The sequence below is a fragment of the Mycobacterium liflandii genome (assembly GCF_022354805.1).
Taxonomy (GTDB): Bacteria; Actinomycetota; Actinomycetes; order Mycobacteriales; family Mycobacteriaceae; genus Mycobacterium; species Mycobacterium marinum.
In genome coordinates this window covers 4,029,414-4,046,623 of sequence record NZ_CP023138.1, presented here as the reverse complement: position 1 = coordinate 4,046,623, position 17,210 = coordinate 4,029,414, and the positions used below count along the sequence as shown (strand labels likewise).

Genomic DNA, 17,210 nt, shown 5'->3' with positions numbered 1-17,210 from the left:
ATGCCGGTTCCGGAGGGATTGGCAGGAATGCGTGTTGATGCGGGGCTGGCCCGTCTGCTGGGTCTGTCCCGCAGCGCGGTGGCCGTCATCGCCGAGAACGGTGGTGTCGAACTCGACGGTGTGCCGGCGGGCAAATCCGATCGGCTGACCGCGGGGGCCTGGCTGCACGTCCAGCTGCCGGAGGCGCCGCCGCCGCCGGAGAACACCCCCGTCGAGATCGAGGGCATGACGATCCTGTACTCCGACGACGACATTGTCGCCGTCGACAAGCCGGCCGCGGTGGCAGCACATGCGTCGGTGGGCTGGACGGGGCCCACGGTGCTCGGTGGCCTGGCGGCGGCCGGCTACCGGATCAGCACGTCCGGCGTACATGAGCGGCAGGGCATTGTCCATCGCCTCGACGTCGGGACGTCCGGGGTGATGGTGGTCGCGCTGTCCGAACGCGCCTACACGGTTCTCAAGCGGGCCTTCAAACAACGCATCGTCGACAAGCGCTATCACGCTCTGGTGCAAGGACATCCAGATCCATCCATCGGAACCATCGACGCACCGATCGGTCGGCATCCCGGCGGCGAGTGGAAGTTTGCGGTCACCAAGAACGGCCGGCATAGCCTCACCCACTACGACACCGTCGAGGCCTTCGTGGCGGCCAGCCTGCTTGACGTGCATTTGGAAACCGGGCGCACTCATCAGATCCGGGTGCATTTCGCGGCATTGCATCATCCGTGCTGTGGTGACCTCGTTTATGGGGCCGACCCGAAACTGGCCAAACGGTTGGGTCTGCAACGTCAATGGCTGCATGCGAGATCGCTGGCCTTCGCGCATCCCGCCGATGGCCGGCGCGTGGAGATTGTCAGTCCGTATCCGCCAGATCTGCAGCACGCCCTGGATGTGCTCCGCGACGAGGGGTGAGCGATGCTCACTCGGTCGGCTTTCGCGCTTCCACCAACACCCGCGTCGGGTGGGTGACGAAGCGTCCGTCGACCTGGATGCGTTCATGCAACTCGACCAGTCGCTGAAAGTACGGCTCTGCCGTGAAATCCGGCACCGTCCAAATCAGCTTGCGCAGGAAGTACACCACCGCGCCGATGTCGAAGAATTCAGCCCTGAGCCGCTCCATGCGCAGCTCCACGATCTGTAACCCGGCCGCCTGGGCCTGGGCACGCTGAGCCGCGGGCTCTAGCCGCTCCCACAGCTGGGGCTGCGGTCCGATGACGTGTCCCACGAGTTCGGCTACCGTCGCCGGCCCGGGGTGCTGCGCGAGGTAGGTGCCGCCGGGAAGCAACACCCGGGCAATCTCACTCCACCACACGGTGATGGGATGGCGACTGATCACCAGGTCGAACGCTTCATCGGCGAACGGCAGCGGCGGCTCATCGCGCGTTGCGACCACCACCACGCCGCGCGGGCGCAACCGCTGGGTGGCTAGCGCCGCATTCGGCGGCCACGATTCGGTCGCGGCCATGGTCGGTGGAAACTTCGGCGCGCCGGACAGCACCTCGCCGCCACCGGTATGGATGTCCAGGGCGGCCGACGCGCGGGCCAATCGCTGGCTCATCAGCCGCTGGTACCCCCACGACGGTCGTTCTTCTGTCGCTCGGCCTTCTAGCCAGGAGAAATCCCATCCCACGACCGGCGCCGCCATGGCTTCGGCCACGAGTTCCTCAAATGAGCGTTGGGCGGCCGTCACCGGGGCCGCCGTTGCGGCATGCGGGCCTCGACGAGCGTGCCGCGCGGATGCCGGCGTCTGGATGCCAGCGCGGCATGCGGTGGCCACGATTCGACGGCGGCGCACGGGCGTCCGTGCGGGCGGGAGAAATCCCGGTCGGGCACGGGGGCCCGCCCGGCCTCTGCCGCCGGGACTTTGAATGCACGGCGCATGCGAGGCATTTTCGCCGCAAGCAACCCGTGCCGTCGACCACGAGCGGTGATCCGGATCGGGCGCCCGGCCCGCCCGCGGCCTAGCGCCGGGCGTGAGGGGCCTCAGGTCGTGGTGCAGACAAATTTGGTGCCGTGGAAATCGAGCTGCACTTCGCCCTGGTGCTCCCAGTACTCGACGCCTTGACGGCCGTACCGGGCACCACTGCCCGATAGCTGCACGAACAGGATGTACTGGTCGCCTCGCCAGGTCAGCACCGCCGTCTTGGGATCGAGTTCGTTGTAGAACTGTGCAGTCAATGGGCCGTCCTCCGCGGGGCACCGGTAGCTGATCACGGGCGGAGCCGCGGTGGCCGGGTCCGCGATGGCCAACTGCGCCAACCGGGTCTGGTAGGACTCCTGCAGACAGGTGCGCATGTCAGGGTTCTGCGCACATTGGTCACGCGTCTCCGCCCAGTGACCTTGGGCCAGCGTCAGCGCCGCTTTGTCGGTGCCGGGACGGTCCAGCGCCTGCTGGTAGGCGGTGTCGAGCCGGCGATCGAGTTCGGTCAACTGGGGGTCGTTGCAGACCAGTCGCTGGGTGTCATCTTCGGGGTTGGTGCAGTCGAGCAGCGGTGCGGCCGTCGATGTCGGCTGCGAGCCGCTCGTGGTGCCGGCCGGCGAATCGGGAGTCGAATGCGTTGTTGCTGAACTGCAGGCGCTCAACGCCAAGGCGGCCCCGATGAGGGCGATAAGTCTCATATGTGCTGACTACCGGCTTGCGGAGGGCGTGCAAAGCGCGATACGCCAGACCGGGCGCAATTCCTGCGGGCTCCGGCGGGGGATCAGACTCCCGCGGTCGTGGTCTCGCCCGAGGCGATGTCTGTGGCCAACGGTGCCACGAGCTTGAGAATGTTGGTGACGGTCTCAGAAGGGACCCCTGCTGCGGTCAGTGAGTCGCCCAGATGCCCGGCTACCAAGCTGAAGTGCGCCATGGTGATTCCGCGGCCCTGGTGGACCTGTTTCATCGGTGCGCCGGTGTAGGGCTCGGGTCCGCCGAGGGCTGCCGCAAAGAACTCGGCCTGTTTGCCTTTGAGGCGGTTCATATTCGTTCCGGTGAAGAAGCCGCCGAGTTGATCGTCGGCGAGCACACGTACATAGAAGTCTTCGACGACGGCTTCGATCGCCTCATACCCGCCGATCTTGTCGTAGATGCTGACCGGCGCACGTTTACGAAAGCGTGACAGTAGTCCCATGTTGCAAGGGCAGCATGGGGCAGTTGCGCATCGATTAGAGTGCCGTCACGCGCGCATTGCCTCGGGTAACAAGCAGATTGCTCATCGACCGCGGATCCAGGCGTTTGCTGGGTCTCGGCCGGCCGGCCCGTGGCGGCGCTCGCGTCACGGCAAGTCGTATCTATTCGAGGATGGATGTCCTAGGTTTGCTTTATGACCCACGTCACACTATCCACACCGCCCTCAGGAGCAACTTCACATGAAGCTAGGTGACCTCACCAACCTGGTCGAGAAGCCGTTCGCGGCGATGTCGAACATCGTCAACACGCCCAACTCGGCGGGGCGCTATCGGCCCTTCTATTTAAGGAATTTGCTCGACGTCGTCCAGGGCCGCAAACTCAGCGACGCGGTAGAGGGCAAGGTCGTGCTCATCACCGGTGGGTCATCGGGGATCGGCGAGGCGGCCGCGCACAAGATCGCCGAAGCGGGCGGCACGGTGGTGCTGGTCGCGCGCACCAGGGAAAACCTGGAAAAGGTGGCCGATGACGTTCGGGCCGGTGGCGGTGCGGCGCATGTCTACCCGTGCGATCTGTCCGACATGGACGCCATCGCGGCGATGGCCGATCAGGTGCTGGCCGATCTGGGCGGTGTAGACATCCTGATCAACAACGCGGGCCGCTCGATTCGACGCTCGCTGGAGCTGTCCTACGACCGGATTCACGACTATCAGCGGACCATGCAGCTGAACTACCTCGGTGCGGTGCAGCTCATTCTCAAGTTCATCCCCGGGATGCGGGAACGCGGGTTTGGGCACATCATCAACGTCTCCTCGGTCGGTGTGCAGACCCGCGCACCGCGCTTTGGCGCCTACATCGCGAGCAAGGCGGCATTGGACAGCCTCTGCGACGCGCTGCAGGCCGAGACCATCAATGAAGGGGTTCGCTTCACCACCGTGCACATGGCGCTGGTGCGGACGCCGATGATCAGCTCGACGACGATCTACGACAAATTCCCGACCCTGACGCCCGAGCAGGCCGCCGGGGTCATCACCGACGCGATCGTGCATCGGCCGCGGCGGGCCAGCTCGCCGTTCGGGCAATTCGCGGCCGTGGCAGACGCCGTCAACCTGGCCGTCATGGACCGGGTGCGCAACCGCGCGTTCGGCATGTTCAGTGACTCCTCTGCCGCCAAGGGCAGTGAATCGCAGTCTAGTACAACAGAACTCGATAAGAGAAGCGAAACATTCGTCCAGGCGACCCGAGGGATACATTGGTGAGACTATGAGCCTTCCGAAACCAAACAAACAGGCCACTGTCGTAATAACCGGCGCCTCATCCGGCATCGGTGTCGAGTTGGCCCGCGGCCTTGCCGGCCGGGGCTTTCCGCTAATGCTGGTCGCGCGGCGCCGTGAGCGCCTCGAGGAACTGGCCGACGATCTACGGGACAAGTTCTCGATCGCCGTTGAGGTGTTGCCCCTCGATCTGTCCGATGCGCAAGCCAGAACTCAGCTCGCTGACCGGCTCCGCAGCGATTCGATCGCCGGTTTGTGTAACAGCGCCGGCTTCGGCACCAGCGGCCGTTTCTGCGAGCTGCCACCCGAACGCGAAAGCGAGCAGGTCACGCTCAACGCGCTGGCCCTCATGGAGTTCACCCGCGCGGCGTTACCCGGCATGGTGGAGCGCGGTGCCGGTGCGGTGCTCAACATCGCATCCATTGCCGGCTTCCAGCCCATTCCCTTCATGGCGGTGTATTCGGCCTCCAAGGCCTTCGTGCTCACCTTCTCCGAAGCCGTTCAGGAGGAGTTGCACGGTACGGGAGTTTCGGTCACCGCGCTGTGCCCGGGACCGGTGCCCACCGAGTGGGCCGAGATCGCCAGTGCCGAGCGGTTCAGCATTCCCTTGGCGCAGGTGTCTCCGCACGACGTCGCCGAAGCCGCGATCGAGGGGATGCTGACCGGCAAGCGCACCGTCGTGCCCGGCGTGGTGCCCAAGTTCGTCAGCACCAGCGGCAGGTACCTACCACGCAGCGTGCTGCTGCCCGCGATCCGGATCGGGAACAAACTGCGCGGCGGTCCCAGCCACTGACCGCCGTGTCGACGGCCCCGCGGTGTTGGTTGCGGCACGCCAATGCCCGGGGCGCCGGCGTGCTTTGCGCGGGTGGTGCTTCGCGCGGCCGTGCCTTGCCGCACGGCTAGGCTCATGCGATGGCTTCCGTTGAGATGACCGCCGATGCCCCGATCCCTCCGCAGGACACCTGGGACCATGTTTCGGATCTGTCGGAGTTGGGCGAATGGCTCGTGATCCACGAGGGGTGGCGCAGCGAGCTACCCGAGTAGCTCAGTGAGGGCGTCGAGATCGAGGGTGTGGCCCGTGCCAAGGGCATGCGCAACCGGGTGACGTGGACGGTGACGAAGTGGGATTCGCCGCGCGAGGTCACGATGTCAGGATCGGGCAAGGGCGGAGCCAAGTACGGCGTAAGCCTCACCGTCGAGCCAAACGCGGACGGGTCCACCCTCGGGTTGCGCCTCGAGCTGGGCGGGGGCGCGTTGTTCGGTCCGCTCGGGTCGGCTGCGGCGCGCGCCGTCAAGGGGGATGTCGAGCAGTCGCTGAAGCAGTTTGTCGAGCTGTATGGATAGCTGCCACACGACACGTTGGCGACACGCCCGAACGCTGTCGGTGGTCGGTCCTAGACTGGCGTGCCTATGAGCGGTTCTTCTTCGCGGTCCTTTGTGCACCTGCACAACCACACCGAGTACTCGATGCTGGATGGTGCGGCGAAGATCACCCCCATGCTGGCCGAGGTGGAACGGCTGGACATGCCTGCGATCGGGATGACCGACCACGGAAACATGTTCGGCGCCAGCGAGTTCTACAACTCGGCAACCAAGGCCGGGGTGAAGCCGATCATCGGCGTCGAGGCGTATGTAGCTCCCGGCTCTCGTTTCGATACCCGTCGCATCACCTGGGGTGATCCCAGCCAGAAGGGCGACGACGTATCCGGTAGCGGCTCTTACACTCACCTGACGATGGTGGCCGAGAACGCGACCGGCCTGCGCAACCTGTTCAAGCTGTCGTCACTGGCCTCGTTCGAGGGTCAGCTCGGTAAGTGGTCGCGCATGGATGCCGAACTTGTCGCCGAGCACGCCGAGGGCATCATCGCCACCACCGGCTGCCCCTCCGGTGAGGTGCAGACCCGGCTGCGGCTGGGCCATGACCGCGAAGCGCTGGAATCGGCCGCCAAGTGGCGGGAGATTTTCGGCGCCGACAACTACTTCCTCGAGTTGATGGATCACGGACTGTCCATCGAACGCCGCGTCCGTGAGGGTCTGATCGAGATAGGCCGCAAGCTCGACATTCCGCCGCTGGCCACCAACGACTGCCATTACGTCACTCGCGACGCCGCGCACAACCACGAGGCGCTGCTGTGTGTTCAGACCGGCAAGACGCTCTCGGACCCCAACCGGTTCAAGTTCGACGGTGACGGGTACTACCTCAAGTCCGCCGCCGAGATGCGCCAACTCTGGGACGACGACATCCCGGGCGCCTGCGACTCCACCCTGCTGATCGCGGAGCGAGTGCAGTCCTATGCCGACATATGGACCCCGCGTGACCGGATGCCGATCTTCCCGGTGCCCGAGGGGCACGATCCGGCGTCGTGGCTGCATCACGAGGTGATGGCGGGCCTGCGGCGACGTTTCCCGTCCGGTCTCGGCCAGGACTACATCGACCGGGCTGAGTACGAGATCAAGGTGATCTGTGACAAGGGTTTCCCGTCGTACTTCCTGATCGTGGCCGACCTGATCAACTATGCGCGGTCGGTCGACATTCGAGTGGGACCGGGGCGTGGTTCGGCGGCCGGCTCGCTGGTGGCCTACGCGATGGGCATCACCAACATCGACCCGATACCGCACGGTCTGCTGTTTGAGCGGTTCCTCAACCCGGAGCGCCCGTCAGCGCCCGATATCGATATCGACTTCGACGACCGCCGTCGCGGCGAGATGGTGCGCTACGCCGCCGACAAGTGGGGCCAGGATCGAGTCGCCCAGGTCATCACCTTCGGCACCATTAAGACCAAGGCGGCGCTGAAGGATTCCGCGCGTATCCACTATGGCCAGCCCGGGTTCGCGATCGCCGACCGAATCACCAAAGCGTTGCCGCCGCCGATCATGGCCAAGGACATTCCGCTGTCCGGCATCACCGACCCGGCCCACGAGCGGTTCAAGGAGGCCGCGGAGGTTCGCGGCCTCATCGAGACCGACCCCGACGTCCGCACCATCTACCAGACCGCGCGCGGGCTGGAAGGCCTGATCCGTAATGCGGGCGTGCACGCGTGTGCGGTGATCATGAGCAGCGAACCCCTGACGGAGGCCATTCCGCTGTGGAAGCGGCCTCAAGACGGGGCCATCATCACCGGCTGGGACTACCCGTCGTGTGAGGCGATCGGCCTGTTGAAGATGGACTTCTTGGGCCTGCGAAACCTGACGATCATCGGCGACGCGATCGAGAACATCAAGGCCAACCGGGGAATCGACCTCGACCTGGAATCGCTGCCGCTCGACGACAAGCCCACCTACGAGCTGTTGGGACGCGGTGAGACGCTGGGCGTTTTCCAGCTCGACGGCGGGCCGATGCGCGACCTGCTGCGTCGCATGCAACCCACCGAGTTCAATGACATCGTCGCTGTCCTGGCGCTGTACCGGCCAGGCCCGATGGGCATGAACGCCCACAACGACTATGCCGACCGGAAGAACAATCGCCAGGCGGTCAAGCCGATCCACCCCGAGCTGGAGGAGCCGCTGCGCGAAATCCTCTCGGAGACCTACGGTCTGATCGTCTATCAAGAGCAGATCATGTTCATCGCCCAAAAGGTCGCCTCCTACACGATGGGTAAGGCCGACGCGCTGCGCAAGGCGATGGGCAAGAAGAAGCTCGAGGTGCTCGAGGCGGAATACAAGGGCTTTTACGAAGGCATGACCGCCAACGGATTCTCCGAAAAAGCGGTCAAGGCGCTGTGGGACACCATCCTGCCGTTCGCCGGATACGCCTTCAACAAGTCGCACGCCGCGGGCTACGGTCTGGTCTCGTATTGGACCGCCTATCTGAAGGCCAACTACCCGGCCGAGTACATGGCAGGGTTGCTGACCTCGGTCGGTGACGACAAGGACAAGGCCGCGGTCTACCTGGCCGATTGCCGCAAGCTCGGCATCACCGTGCTACCGCCCGATGTCAACGAGTCATTGGTGAACTTCGCCTCGGTCGGGCAGGACATCCGCTTCGGGTTGGGTGCGGTGCGCAATGTCGGGGCCAACGTCGTCGGTTCGTTGATCGGTACCCGCAGCGGCAAAGGCAAATTCACCGACTTCTCCGACTACCTGAACAAGATCGACATCTCGGCCTGCAACAAGAAAGTCACCGAGTCGCTGATCAAGGCGGGGGCGTTCGACTCGCTCGGGCACCCGCGCAAAGGCCTCTTCCTGGTGCACACCGACGCCGTGGACTCGGTGCTGGGTACCAAGAAGGCCGAGGCGATGGGACAGTTCGATCTCTTCGGCGGCAGCGACTCGGGTGCCGACGCGGTGTTCACCATCAAGGTTCCCGAGGACGAGTGGGAAGACAAACACAAACTCGCACTGGAACGCGAGATGCTGGGCCTGTACGTGTCGGGGCATCCACTCAACGGGGTGGCACATCTGTTGGCCGCCCAGGTTGATACCGCGATCCCGGCAATCCTGGATGGTGATGTCTCCAACGATGCCCAGGTGCGGGTGGGTGGCATCCTGGCGGCCGTGAACCGGCGGGTCAACAAGAACGGGATGCCTTGGGCATCAGCTCAATTGGAAGATCTCACCGGTGGTATCGAGGTGATGTTCTTCCCGCACACCTACTCCAACTATGGCGCCGATATCGCCGACGACGCCGTGGTGCTGGTCAACGCCAAGGTCGCGATTCGCGACGACCGCATCAGCTTGATCGCCAACGAGCTCGTGGTGCCCGACTTTTCCAATGCCCAGGCGGATCGGCCGCTGGCCGTGAGCCTGCCCACCCGGCAGTGCACCATCGACAAGGTCACCGCACTCAAACAGGTGCTGGCTCGGCACCCGGGTACGTCTCAGGTGCATCTGCGGCTGATCAGTGGGGATCGGATCACCACGCTGGAGCTCGACCAGTCACTACGGGTCACGCCATCGCCGGCGTTGATGGGCGATCTGAAAGAGCTGCTCGGTCCCGGCTGCCTGGGCAGCTGACGGCGGGCTGGCGCCCAGCGTCAGGCTAGCGTGACGCTCGTTTTTGGGCGCAACACCAGCGTGACGCTTGGTGTGTCGCGGACGTAGGCTCAGCGATGGAGCGCCGGTCGATCAAGGAGGACGGAAATGACCCCAACCGAGCGTTCGACCACCATGTGCGAGGCGTTCCAGCGCAGCGCCGCGATCGATCCGGATGCCATCGCACTCCGGACGCCGGGGGGCGCCCAGACGCTGACCTGGAGAGAGTATGCCGACCAGGTGCGGCAGGTAGCCGGCGGCCTCGCGGGGCTGGGGGTGGGACGCGGGGACACCGTTTCGCTGATGATGGCCAACCGGGTCGAGTTCTACCCACTCGAAGTCGGCGCGCAACACGTTGGCGCCACGTCGTTCTCGGTGTACAACACGTTGCCCGCCGAACAGTTGACCTATGTGTTCGACAACGCTGGCACCAAGGTCGTGATCTGCGAGGAGCAATACGTCGACCGCATCCGTGCTAGCGGCGCATCCATCGAGCACATCGTCTGCATCGACGGCGCGCCGGAGGGCACCATGTCGGTGCAGGAGCTGTACGCGGCCGCGCCGGACGACTTCGATTTCGAGGCGACATGGGCAGCAGTGCAGCCCGATGACGTGGTGACCCTGATCTACACGTCCGGTACCACCGGGAACCCCAAAGGGGTCGAGATGACCCACGCCAACCTGCTGTTCGAGGGGTTCGCCATCGAGGAGGTGTTCGGCATTCAGTTCGGTGACCGGGTTACCTCCTTCCTCCCGACCGCGCACATCGCCGACCGGATGACCGGCCTGTATCTGCAGGAGATGTTCGGCACCCAGGTCACCGCGGTGGCCGACGGACGGGCGATCGTCTCCGCCCTGCCCGATGTGCGACCCACCGTGTGGTGCGCGGTGCCGCGGGTCTGGGAGAAGCTCAAGGCCGGCATCGAATTCACGATCAGCCACGAGACCGATGAGATGAAGAAACAGGCCCTGATCTGGGCGATGTCAGTGGCCGCCAAGCGCGCAGAGGCCATGCTTGCCGATGAACCGATGTCAGCCGAGGTGGTCGACGAATGGACCAAGGCCGACGAGTTGGTGCTGTCGAAGTTGCGCGAACGGCTGGGATTCGGCGAACTCCGGTGGGCGGTCTCAGGAGCGGCGCCGATCCCCAAGGAGACTTTGGGATTCTTCTGCGGTATCGGCATTCCGATAACGGAGATCTGGGGAATGTCCGAGCTGAGTTGCGTTGCCACCGCCAGCCATCCGCGCGATGCGCGACTGGGTAGCGTCGGCAAGCTGCTGCCCGGATTGGAAGGCAAGATCGCCGATGACGGCGAGTACCTGGTTCGCGGTCCGCTAGTGATGAAGGGCTACCGCAAAGAAGCCGCCAAGACCGCGGAGGCCATCGACGAGGATGGCTGGTTGCACACCGGTGACATCTTCGATGTCGATGCGGACGGCTACCTGCGGGTGGTGGATCGCAAGAAGGAGCTGATCATCAACGCGGCCGGAAAGAACATGTCGCCGGCAAACATTGAGAACACCATCTTGGCGGCCTGTCCGATGGTGGGCGTGCTGATCGCGATCGGTGACGGTCGTCCGTACAACACTGCGCTGCTGGTCTTCGATGCCGACTCGGTGGGGCCCTACGCGGCCCAGCACGGGATTTCGGATGCGTCGCCGGCCGCGCTTGCCGCTGACCCAGCAGTGATTGCCCGGATCGCCGCGGGCGTGGTCGAAGGCAACGCCAAACTATCGCGGGTGGAACAGATCAAGCGCTTCCGCATATTGCCGACACTGTGGGAACCCGGGGAGACGAGATAACGCTGACCATGAAGCTCAAGCGCCGGCCGATCGTGACGAAATACGCGGCCGAGATCGAAGAACTCTATGCGGCCAAGCCGGGACCTCACGTCCACGAACCCGCGTCCGCGGCAACGGTACAACCGGCGTGATGAAGGGGCCACTGATGACTGCGCGCGAGGTTGGTCGGGTCGGAGCGCGAAAGCTGTTGCAGCGCAGTGGGATTATCGATGAATCGATATCGCCGCTGTCGACTGACGCGGCCGAGGTCGCTGAGCTGATGAGTGCCCCATGGTATGACGAGCGGCTTGCCAAGCTGGCCGCCGAACTCGGGCGCGATCCCGACGGGGTGCGTGCGGAGGCCGCGGGGTATCTCCGCGAGATGGCGGCCACGCTCGATGAGCGCGCAGTGCAGGCCTGGCGCGGTTTCAGTCGTTGGCTGATGCGGGCCTACGACGTGCTGGTCGACGAAGATCAGATCGCCCAGCTGCGCAAGCTGGACCGCAAGGCGACGTTGGCGTTCGCCTTCTCGCATCGCTCCTACCTGGACGGCATGCTGCTTCCGGAAGTGATTCAGGCCAATCGGCTCTCGCCGGCGCTGACGTTCGGTGGTGCGAATCTGAACTTCTTTCCAATGGGTGCCTGGGCCAAGCGGACCGGTGCGATTTTCATCCGGCGCCAAACCAAAGACATTCCGGTTTATCGCTTTGTGCTGCGGGCCTACGCCGCACAGTTGGTGCAGAACCATGCGAATCTGACCTGGTCGATCGAGGGTGGGCGGACCAGGACGGGCAAGTTGCGGCCGCCGGTATTCGGCATCCTGCGCTACATCGCCGACGCGGTCGATGAAATCGACGGTCCCGAGGTGTATTTGGTGCCCACGTCCATCGTGTACGACCAGTTGCACGAGGTTGAGGCCATGACGACCGAGGCCTACGGTGCGGTGAAGCGGCCCGAAGACCTGCGATTCCTGGTCCGGTTGGCTCGCCAGCAGGGGGAGCGCGTCGGACGTGCGTACCTGGACTTCGGTGAGCCATTGCCGCTGCGCAAGCGGCTGGAAGAACTGCGTACCGACGAATCGGGGACCGGGACCGAAATAGAACGCATTGCCCTGGATGTGGAGCACCGGATCAACCGGGCCACCCCGGTGACACCCACCGCGGTGGTAAGTCTCGCGCTGTTGGGCGCGGATCGGTCATTGTCGATCAGCGAAGTGCTGGCCACGGTGCGCCCGCTGGCGAGCTACATCGCCGCCCGCAACTGGGCGGTGGCCGGTGCGGCCGACCTGACCAACCGTTCGACGATCCGATGGACCTTGCACCAGATGGTGGCCTCCGGGGTCGTGCGGGTTTATGACGCTGGTACCGAAGCCGTGTGGGGTATCGGCGAAGATCAACACCTCGTCGCCGCGTTCTATCGCAACACCGCGATCCACATTCTGGTTGATCGCGCCATCGCTGAGATGGCGTTGCTTGCCGCCGCCGAGATATCGGTGATGTCGGCGGATAGCTCGGTTGCACCGGCGACGGTGCGCGACGAGGCGTTGCGGCTGCGTGAGTTGCTGAAGTTCGAGTTCTTATTCTCGGCGCGCGCGCAGTTCGAGAAGGACCTGGCCGACGAGGTGCGCCTGATCGGGCCGGTGGAAGACATCACCAAGGCCGTCAACACGGCCGATGTCCGCGAACTGCTGGAATCGGCCGACTTGCTGCTGGCGCATTTGGTGTTGCGTCCGTTCCTGGACGCCTATCACATCGTCGCCGATCGACTGGCCGCCCTCGAGGATGAGTCGTTCGACGAAGAGGCCTTCCTGGCCGAATGTCTGGATGTCGGTAAGCAGTGGGAGTTGCAGCGCCGCATCGCCAACGCCGAGTCGAGGTCGATGGAACTTTTCAAGACCGCGCTGCGGCTTGCTCGCCATCGCGAGCTGGTGGATGGGGCCGATTTTGCGGACATTTCTCGGCGCCGGCGACAGTTCGCGGACGAGGTCGCTACGGCGACACGACGGGTTAACACGATCGCCGAGTTGGCCAGGACGCGCTGAACCGCGACTAGTCGATGTCCTTGGCGATCATCTTGAGCGCCACCGCAACGACGACCCCGACGGCGGTCGCACCCAGAACGGACGGTGCCGCGCTGCTGGTGATCGCGCCGACAAGCACGACGGTGACCAGCCCGGCTATCACGGCAAACAGCTTGTGCCGAGGCCAGGGCACGCCCGCGATCAGCACATCGCCTCGGTTCGCGGCGGCGAACGTCGAGAATCGTTCTGCCGTGGTCATGGTTTCAGCCTACCCCACTCTGATTTTCGGGTCACCGAAAATTTGGTGTCGGCGGCGCTGATCGCGGCGGGGTGCGGGGGCGCACGGCCTAGAGTGGTGCGTATGCCGCTAGAAGGTGAATACGCACCCAGCCCACTCGACTGGTCTCGTGAACAGGCCGACAAATACTTGGAATCGGGTGGTACCGAGGGCACACAGTTACAAGGGAAACCGGTAGTGCTACTGACCACCGTCGGGGCCAAGAGCGGCAAACTGCGCAAGACCCCGCTGATGCGCGTCGAGCACAACGGGGAGTATGCGATCGTCGCATCGCTGGGTGGGGCCCCCAAAAACCCGGTTTGGTGCTACAACGTCGTGCAGAATCCTCGAGTCGAGCTTCAGGACGGCACTGTCATCCGCGACTATGACGCTCGTGAGGTGTTCGATCACGAGAAGTCGATTTGGTGGGAACGGGCTGTAGGGGTGTGGCCGGACTACGCCGAATACCAGAAAAAGACCGACCGTCAGATTCCAGTTTTTGTGCTGACGCCGGTGAGCTGAGTTGCTTATTGGTCGGCATGGCACCATTGACCGGTGTCCGCCGAACTGAGTCAGACTCCAAGCAGGTCGCCGCTGTCTGCGGCTGATATCGACAACGCTGCTGAGCGGATCGCCCCCGTCATTACCCCCACCCCGCTGCAGCTGTGCGAGCGGTTGTCCGACATCACCGGCGCGACGGTCTACCTCAAGCGCGAGGACTTGCAGATCGTACGGTCCTACAAGTTGCGCGGCGCCTATAACCTGCTGGTTCAGCTAACGGCCGAGGAGCTGGCCGCGGGCGTGGTGTGCTCTTCGGCGGGCAACCACGCACAAGGCTTCGCTTTCGCCTGCAAAACCCTGGGTGTGCGCGGTCGGGTTTATGTACCGGCCAAGACGCCCAAACAGAAGCGGGATCGCATCCGCTACCACGGTGGAGAGTTCATCGACCTGATCGTTGGTGGGGAGACCTACGATCTTGCCGCCGCCGCGGCTCGTGAGGATGTCGAACGTACCGGTGCGACTCTCGTGCCGCCCTACGATGACCTGCGCACGATGGCCGGACAGGGCACCATCGCCGTCGAACTGCTCGCCGAACTCGATGCGGAGCCCGACCTGGTGGTGGTCCCGGTCGGTGGTGGCGGCTGCATCGCCGGCATCACCTCCTACCTGGCGGAGCGGACGACCAAGACGGCGGTGCTGGGCATCGAGCCCGCTGGGGCCGCCGCAATGATGGCTGCGCTGGCAGCGGGTGAACCGGTCACGCTGGACCATGTTGACCAATTCGTCGACGGCGCGGCGGTGAATCGGGCGGGGGCGCTGCCCTATGCGGCATTGTCCGCGGCCTGCGACATGGTGTCGATCACCACCGTTGACGAAGGTGCGGTCTGCACGGCGATGCTTGACCTCTATCAGCACGAGGGCATCATCGCCGAACCCGCGGGAGCATTGTCGGTCGCGGGATTGCTGGAAGCCGATATCGAACCCGGATCGACCGTGGTGTGCCTGATCTCGGGGGGCAACAACGACGTCTCCCGCTACGGGGAGATCCTGGAGCGTTCGCTGGTGCACCTGGGCCTCAAGCACTACTTCTTGGTGGACTTCCCACAAGAACCCGGCGCGTTGCGACGATTCCTCGACGAGGTGCTTGGTCCCAACGACGACATCACCTTGTTCGAGTACGTCAAGCGCAACAACCGGGAAACCGGTGAGGCGCTGGTCGGTGTCGAGCTGGGGTCTGCGGCGAATCTCGATGGCCTGCTGGCTCGGATGCGTGAGACCGAAGTTCACGTGGAACCCCTTGCCCCGGGTTCGCCGGCATACCGGTACCTCCTGTAACCGCAGCCCGGCGCGGGGGCGGCGCGGTCACCGCAGATAGGCCGGCAGTGGGGTAGCGGGGTCTAGATCCGCGGCGGGCTCCGGGGTTCCGGCCCTGAGCGCTGTGGTGGCGGCTAGTTCACGCGGGTTCGGGCCCCGGCAGTCCGCGGCGCGCCCGGCTTGGATGTGGTCGAGTAGCGCATGCAAGGCCAGCAGCTTCTCGTCCGGGTCTTCCACCACACGCGCGGTGCCCAACACCATCACCGAGCGGTAGTTCAGGGAATGGTGCATTGCCGAGCGGGCCAGCACCAGCCCGTCCACGAGGGTGACGGTGATGCAGAGGGGCAGTTCGGCGACCCTTGCCGCGAGCATTGGGCCGCTGCCGGTGGACCCATGGATGTAGAGCGTTTCGCCGCGGCGTGTGTGGGTGGTTGGCAAGACCACCGGCTCGCCGTCCCGGATGTATCCCAAGTGGCAGATCAAGGCCTCATCGAGGATTCGATGGACGGTCTCGCTGTCGTAGCGTGCTCGCTCCCGGTAGCGGGTGGGAGTGGTGCGTGCCGTCGGGCCGTAGGAAGTGGTCATGTGGTTGCCTGTTCAATATGTACTAGTACATATTAGTAACTATGCCAGTACAATATAGGAGAGCGGGTGGTGGCGCCGAGTCCATAGCGGCCAGCATTGAATCGGCCATCTCCCAGGGCGGCTTGGCGCCCGGCGACGCTCTGCCGTCGATCCGCGAAGTCGCCGGTCAGCTGGGTGTGAATCCCAACACCGTGGCCGCGGCCTACCGCCTGTTGCGTGATCGCGGGACGGTCGAAACCGCGGGACGGCGCGGGACCAGGGTGCGCGACCGGCCGGCATCCACGCCCCGGTCCTCGCTTGACCTTGGGGTGCCTGCCGGCGCGCGAGATCTCTCGACCGGCAACCCGGCCCCCGAGCTATTGCCGCTGGCCGCCGTCGGATGGCCGGACGGTTCGGTGCTGCCGTTGCTCTACGGTGCTCCGGCAATGTCAGCGGAGCTGGTCGACTACGCTCGAGCCGCTTTGGCGGCCGACGGTGTAGCGGCCGACCATCTCGCGGTGACCAACGGTGCGCTGGACGGTATCGAGCGAGCGCTGAGCGCGAATCTGCGCCCGGGGGACCGGGTTGCCGTCGAGGACCCGGGCTGGGCAAACCTCCTGGATCTCCTTGCCGCACTTGGGCTTCCCGTTGAGCCGATGGGCGTCGACGACGACGGTCCGCTGGTTGCTGACCTGCAGCGGGCGCTGGGCCGCGGGGTGAGGGCGGTCGTGGTCACCAGTCGCGCGCAAAACCCAACCGGAGCGGCGCTGTCGGCGGCCCGGGCCGAGGAGCTGCGTGAGGTGTTGAGCCAGGGTGCTGAGGAGGTGCTGCTGGTTGAGGACGATTATTGCGCCGGCATCGCCGGCGTACCCCTGCACACCCTGGCCGGGGCGACGCAGCACTGGGCCTTCGTCCGGTCGGCGGCCAAGGCCTATGGGCCGGATCTACGGCTTGCCGTGTTGGCCGGGGACCAGCGCACGGTCGAGCGGGTGCACGGGCGGCTGCGCCTAGGGCCGGGCTGGGTGAGCCACATTCTGCAGGATCTCGCCGTGCGGCTCTTCGCTGACGATGCCGCTACCGGGCTGGTTCGCCAGGCGCAGGAGCGCTACGCAGACGCCCGCGGCCGGTTGTGCGCCGCGCTGTCCGCCCGCGGTGTCGCCGCACATGGCCGGTCTGGGCTCAATGTCTGGATTCCCGTCCCCGACGAAACCGCGGCGATTACCCGCCTGCTGAACCGGGGTTGGGCCGCTGCGCCGGGCGCGCGGTTCCGGATCCGTAGCGCGCCGGGGATACGGGTCACCATTGCGGGTCTAAGCGCCGAAGAGATCGAGCCTCTTGCCGATGCGATTGCCGAGGCGATACAGCGCACCGGGCGCCCCACCGTCTAGCGGCGACGAC

General features: G+C 65.0%; 13 protein-coding genes and 2 pseudogenes. 10 read left to right on the top strand and 5 right to left on the bottom strand.

The features are described from left to right. Window positions 1-912, top strand: coding sequence for an RluA family pseudouridine synthase (locus tag CKW46_RS18020; protein ID WP_117436790.1), 912 nt, complete (start codon window positions 1-3; stop codon window positions 910-912). A 7-nt stretch (window positions 913-919) separates the two neighbouring features. Here the strand turns inward: CKW46_RS18020 and CKW46_RS18015 are convergent, their stop codons facing one another. The 3 genes from CKW46_RS18015 to CKW46_RS18005 all read right to left on the bottom strand — a co-directional run bounded on the left by CKW46_RS18015 (window position 920) and on the right by CKW46_RS18005 (window position 3,113). Continuing rightward, the gene (locus CKW46_RS18015; RefSeq protein WP_482053437.1) at window positions 920-1,645 is read right to left on the bottom strand and encodes a class I SAM-dependent methyltransferase; all 726 of its coding nucleotides are present in this window, start codon (window positions 1,643-1,645) and stop codon (window positions 920-922) included. Between the two features lie 338 nt (window positions 1,646-1,983). Then, window positions 1,984-2,619 carry a lysozyme inhibitor LprI family protein gene (locus CKW46_RS18010; RefSeq protein WP_015356027.1) on the bottom strand — a complete coding sequence of 212 codons (636 nt, stop codon included), beginning with the start codon at window positions 2,617-2,619 and terminating at the stop codon, window positions 1,984-1,986. Between the two features lie 83 nt (window positions 2,620-2,702). Next, on the bottom strand, window positions 2,703-3,113 hold the full coding sequence (locus CKW46_RS18005) for a group I truncated hemoglobin (RefSeq protein ID WP_011739673.1): 411 nt from the start codon (window positions 3,111-3,113) through the stop codon (window positions 2,703-2,705). A gap of 238 nt (window positions 3,114-3,351) precedes the next feature. On the opposite strand from CKW46_RS18005, the gene CKW46_RS18000 reads away from it, so the two are divergent. The 6 genes and pseudogenes from CKW46_RS18000 (at window position 3,352) to CKW46_RS17975 (ending at window position 13,177) form a co-directional block, all read left to right on the top strand. Then, window positions 3,352-4,368, top strand: coding sequence for an SDR family NAD(P)-dependent oxidoreductase (locus CKW46_RS18000; protein WP_117436771.1), 1,017 nt, complete (start codon window positions 3,352-3,354; stop codon window positions 4,366-4,368). Between the two features lie 4 nt (window positions 4,369-4,372). Continuing rightward, on the top strand, window positions 4,373-5,176 hold the full coding sequence (locus CKW46_RS17995) for an SDR family NAD(P)-dependent oxidoreductase (RefSeq protein WP_012394116.1): 804 nt from the start codon (window positions 4,373-4,375) through the stop codon (window positions 5,174-5,176). Window positions 5,177-5,295: 119 nt separating this feature from the next. Further along, a pseudogene (locus tag CKW46_RS17990) lies at window positions 5,296-5,727 on the top strand (type II toxin-antitoxin system Rv0910 family toxin). A gap of 66 nt (window positions 5,728-5,793) precedes the next feature. Then, the gene (gene dnaE, locus CKW46_RS17985; RefSeq protein ID WP_015356025.1) at window positions 5,794-9,336 is read left to right on the top strand and encodes a DNA polymerase III subunit alpha; all 3,543 of its coding nucleotides are present in this window, start codon (window positions 5,794-5,796) and stop codon (window positions 9,334-9,336) included. 126 nt (window positions 9,337-9,462) lie between these two features. Further along, window positions 9,463-11,288, top strand: a pseudogene (gene fadD11, locus CKW46_RS17980) (fatty acid--CoA ligase FadD11). 14 nt (window positions 11,289-11,302) lie between these two features. Next, the gene (locus tag CKW46_RS17975) at window positions 11,303-13,177 is read left to right on the top strand and encodes a lysophospholipid acyltransferase (protein WP_117436792.1); all 1,875 of its coding nucleotides are present in this window, start codon (window positions 11,303-11,305) and stop codon (window positions 13,175-13,177) included. A 7-nt stretch (window positions 13,178-13,184) separates the two neighbouring features. On the opposite strand, the gene CKW46_RS17970 is transcribed toward CKW46_RS17975, so the two are convergent. Further along, window positions 13,185-13,415: a hypothetical protein gene (locus CKW46_RS17970; protein WP_015356023.1), complete on the bottom strand. Its 231-nt coding sequence runs from the start codon at window positions 13,413-13,415 to the stop codon at window positions 13,185-13,187. Between the two features lie 102 nt (window positions 13,416-13,517). On the opposite strand from CKW46_RS17970, the gene CKW46_RS17965 reads away from it, so the two are divergent. Further along, window positions 13,518-13,955 (top strand): nitroreductase family deazaflavin-dependent oxidoreductase, encoded by a 438-nt coding sequence (locus tag CKW46_RS17965; protein WP_015356022.1) that lies wholly within the window; start codon window positions 13,518-13,520, stop codon window positions 13,953-13,955. 33 nt (window positions 13,956-13,988) lie between these two features. Further along, window positions 13,989-15,269, top strand: a complete 1,281-nt coding sequence (gene ilvA / locus CKW46_RS17960) for a threonine ammonia-lyase (RefSeq protein ID WP_117436774.1) — start codon at window positions 13,989-13,991, stop codon at window positions 15,267-15,269. Window positions 15,270-15,296: 27 nt separating this feature from the next. Here the strand turns inward: ilvA and CKW46_RS17955 are convergent, their stop codons facing one another. Then, window positions 15,297-15,833: a pyridoxamine 5'-phosphate oxidase family protein gene (locus tag CKW46_RS17955; RefSeq protein ID WP_020787715.1), complete on the bottom strand. Its 537-nt coding sequence runs from the start codon at window positions 15,831-15,833 to the stop codon at window positions 15,297-15,299. Window positions 15,834-15,874: 41 nt separating this feature from the next. Here CKW46_RS17955 and CKW46_RS17950 point away from each other — a divergent pair, with 41 nt between their 5' ends. Continuing rightward, on the top strand, window positions 15,875-17,200 hold the full coding sequence (locus CKW46_RS17950) for an aminotransferase class I/II-fold pyridoxal phosphate-dependent enzyme (protein WP_015356020.1): 1,326 nt from the start codon (window positions 15,875-15,877) through the stop codon (window positions 17,198-17,200). Window positions 17,201-17,210: the final 10 nt, after the last annotated feature.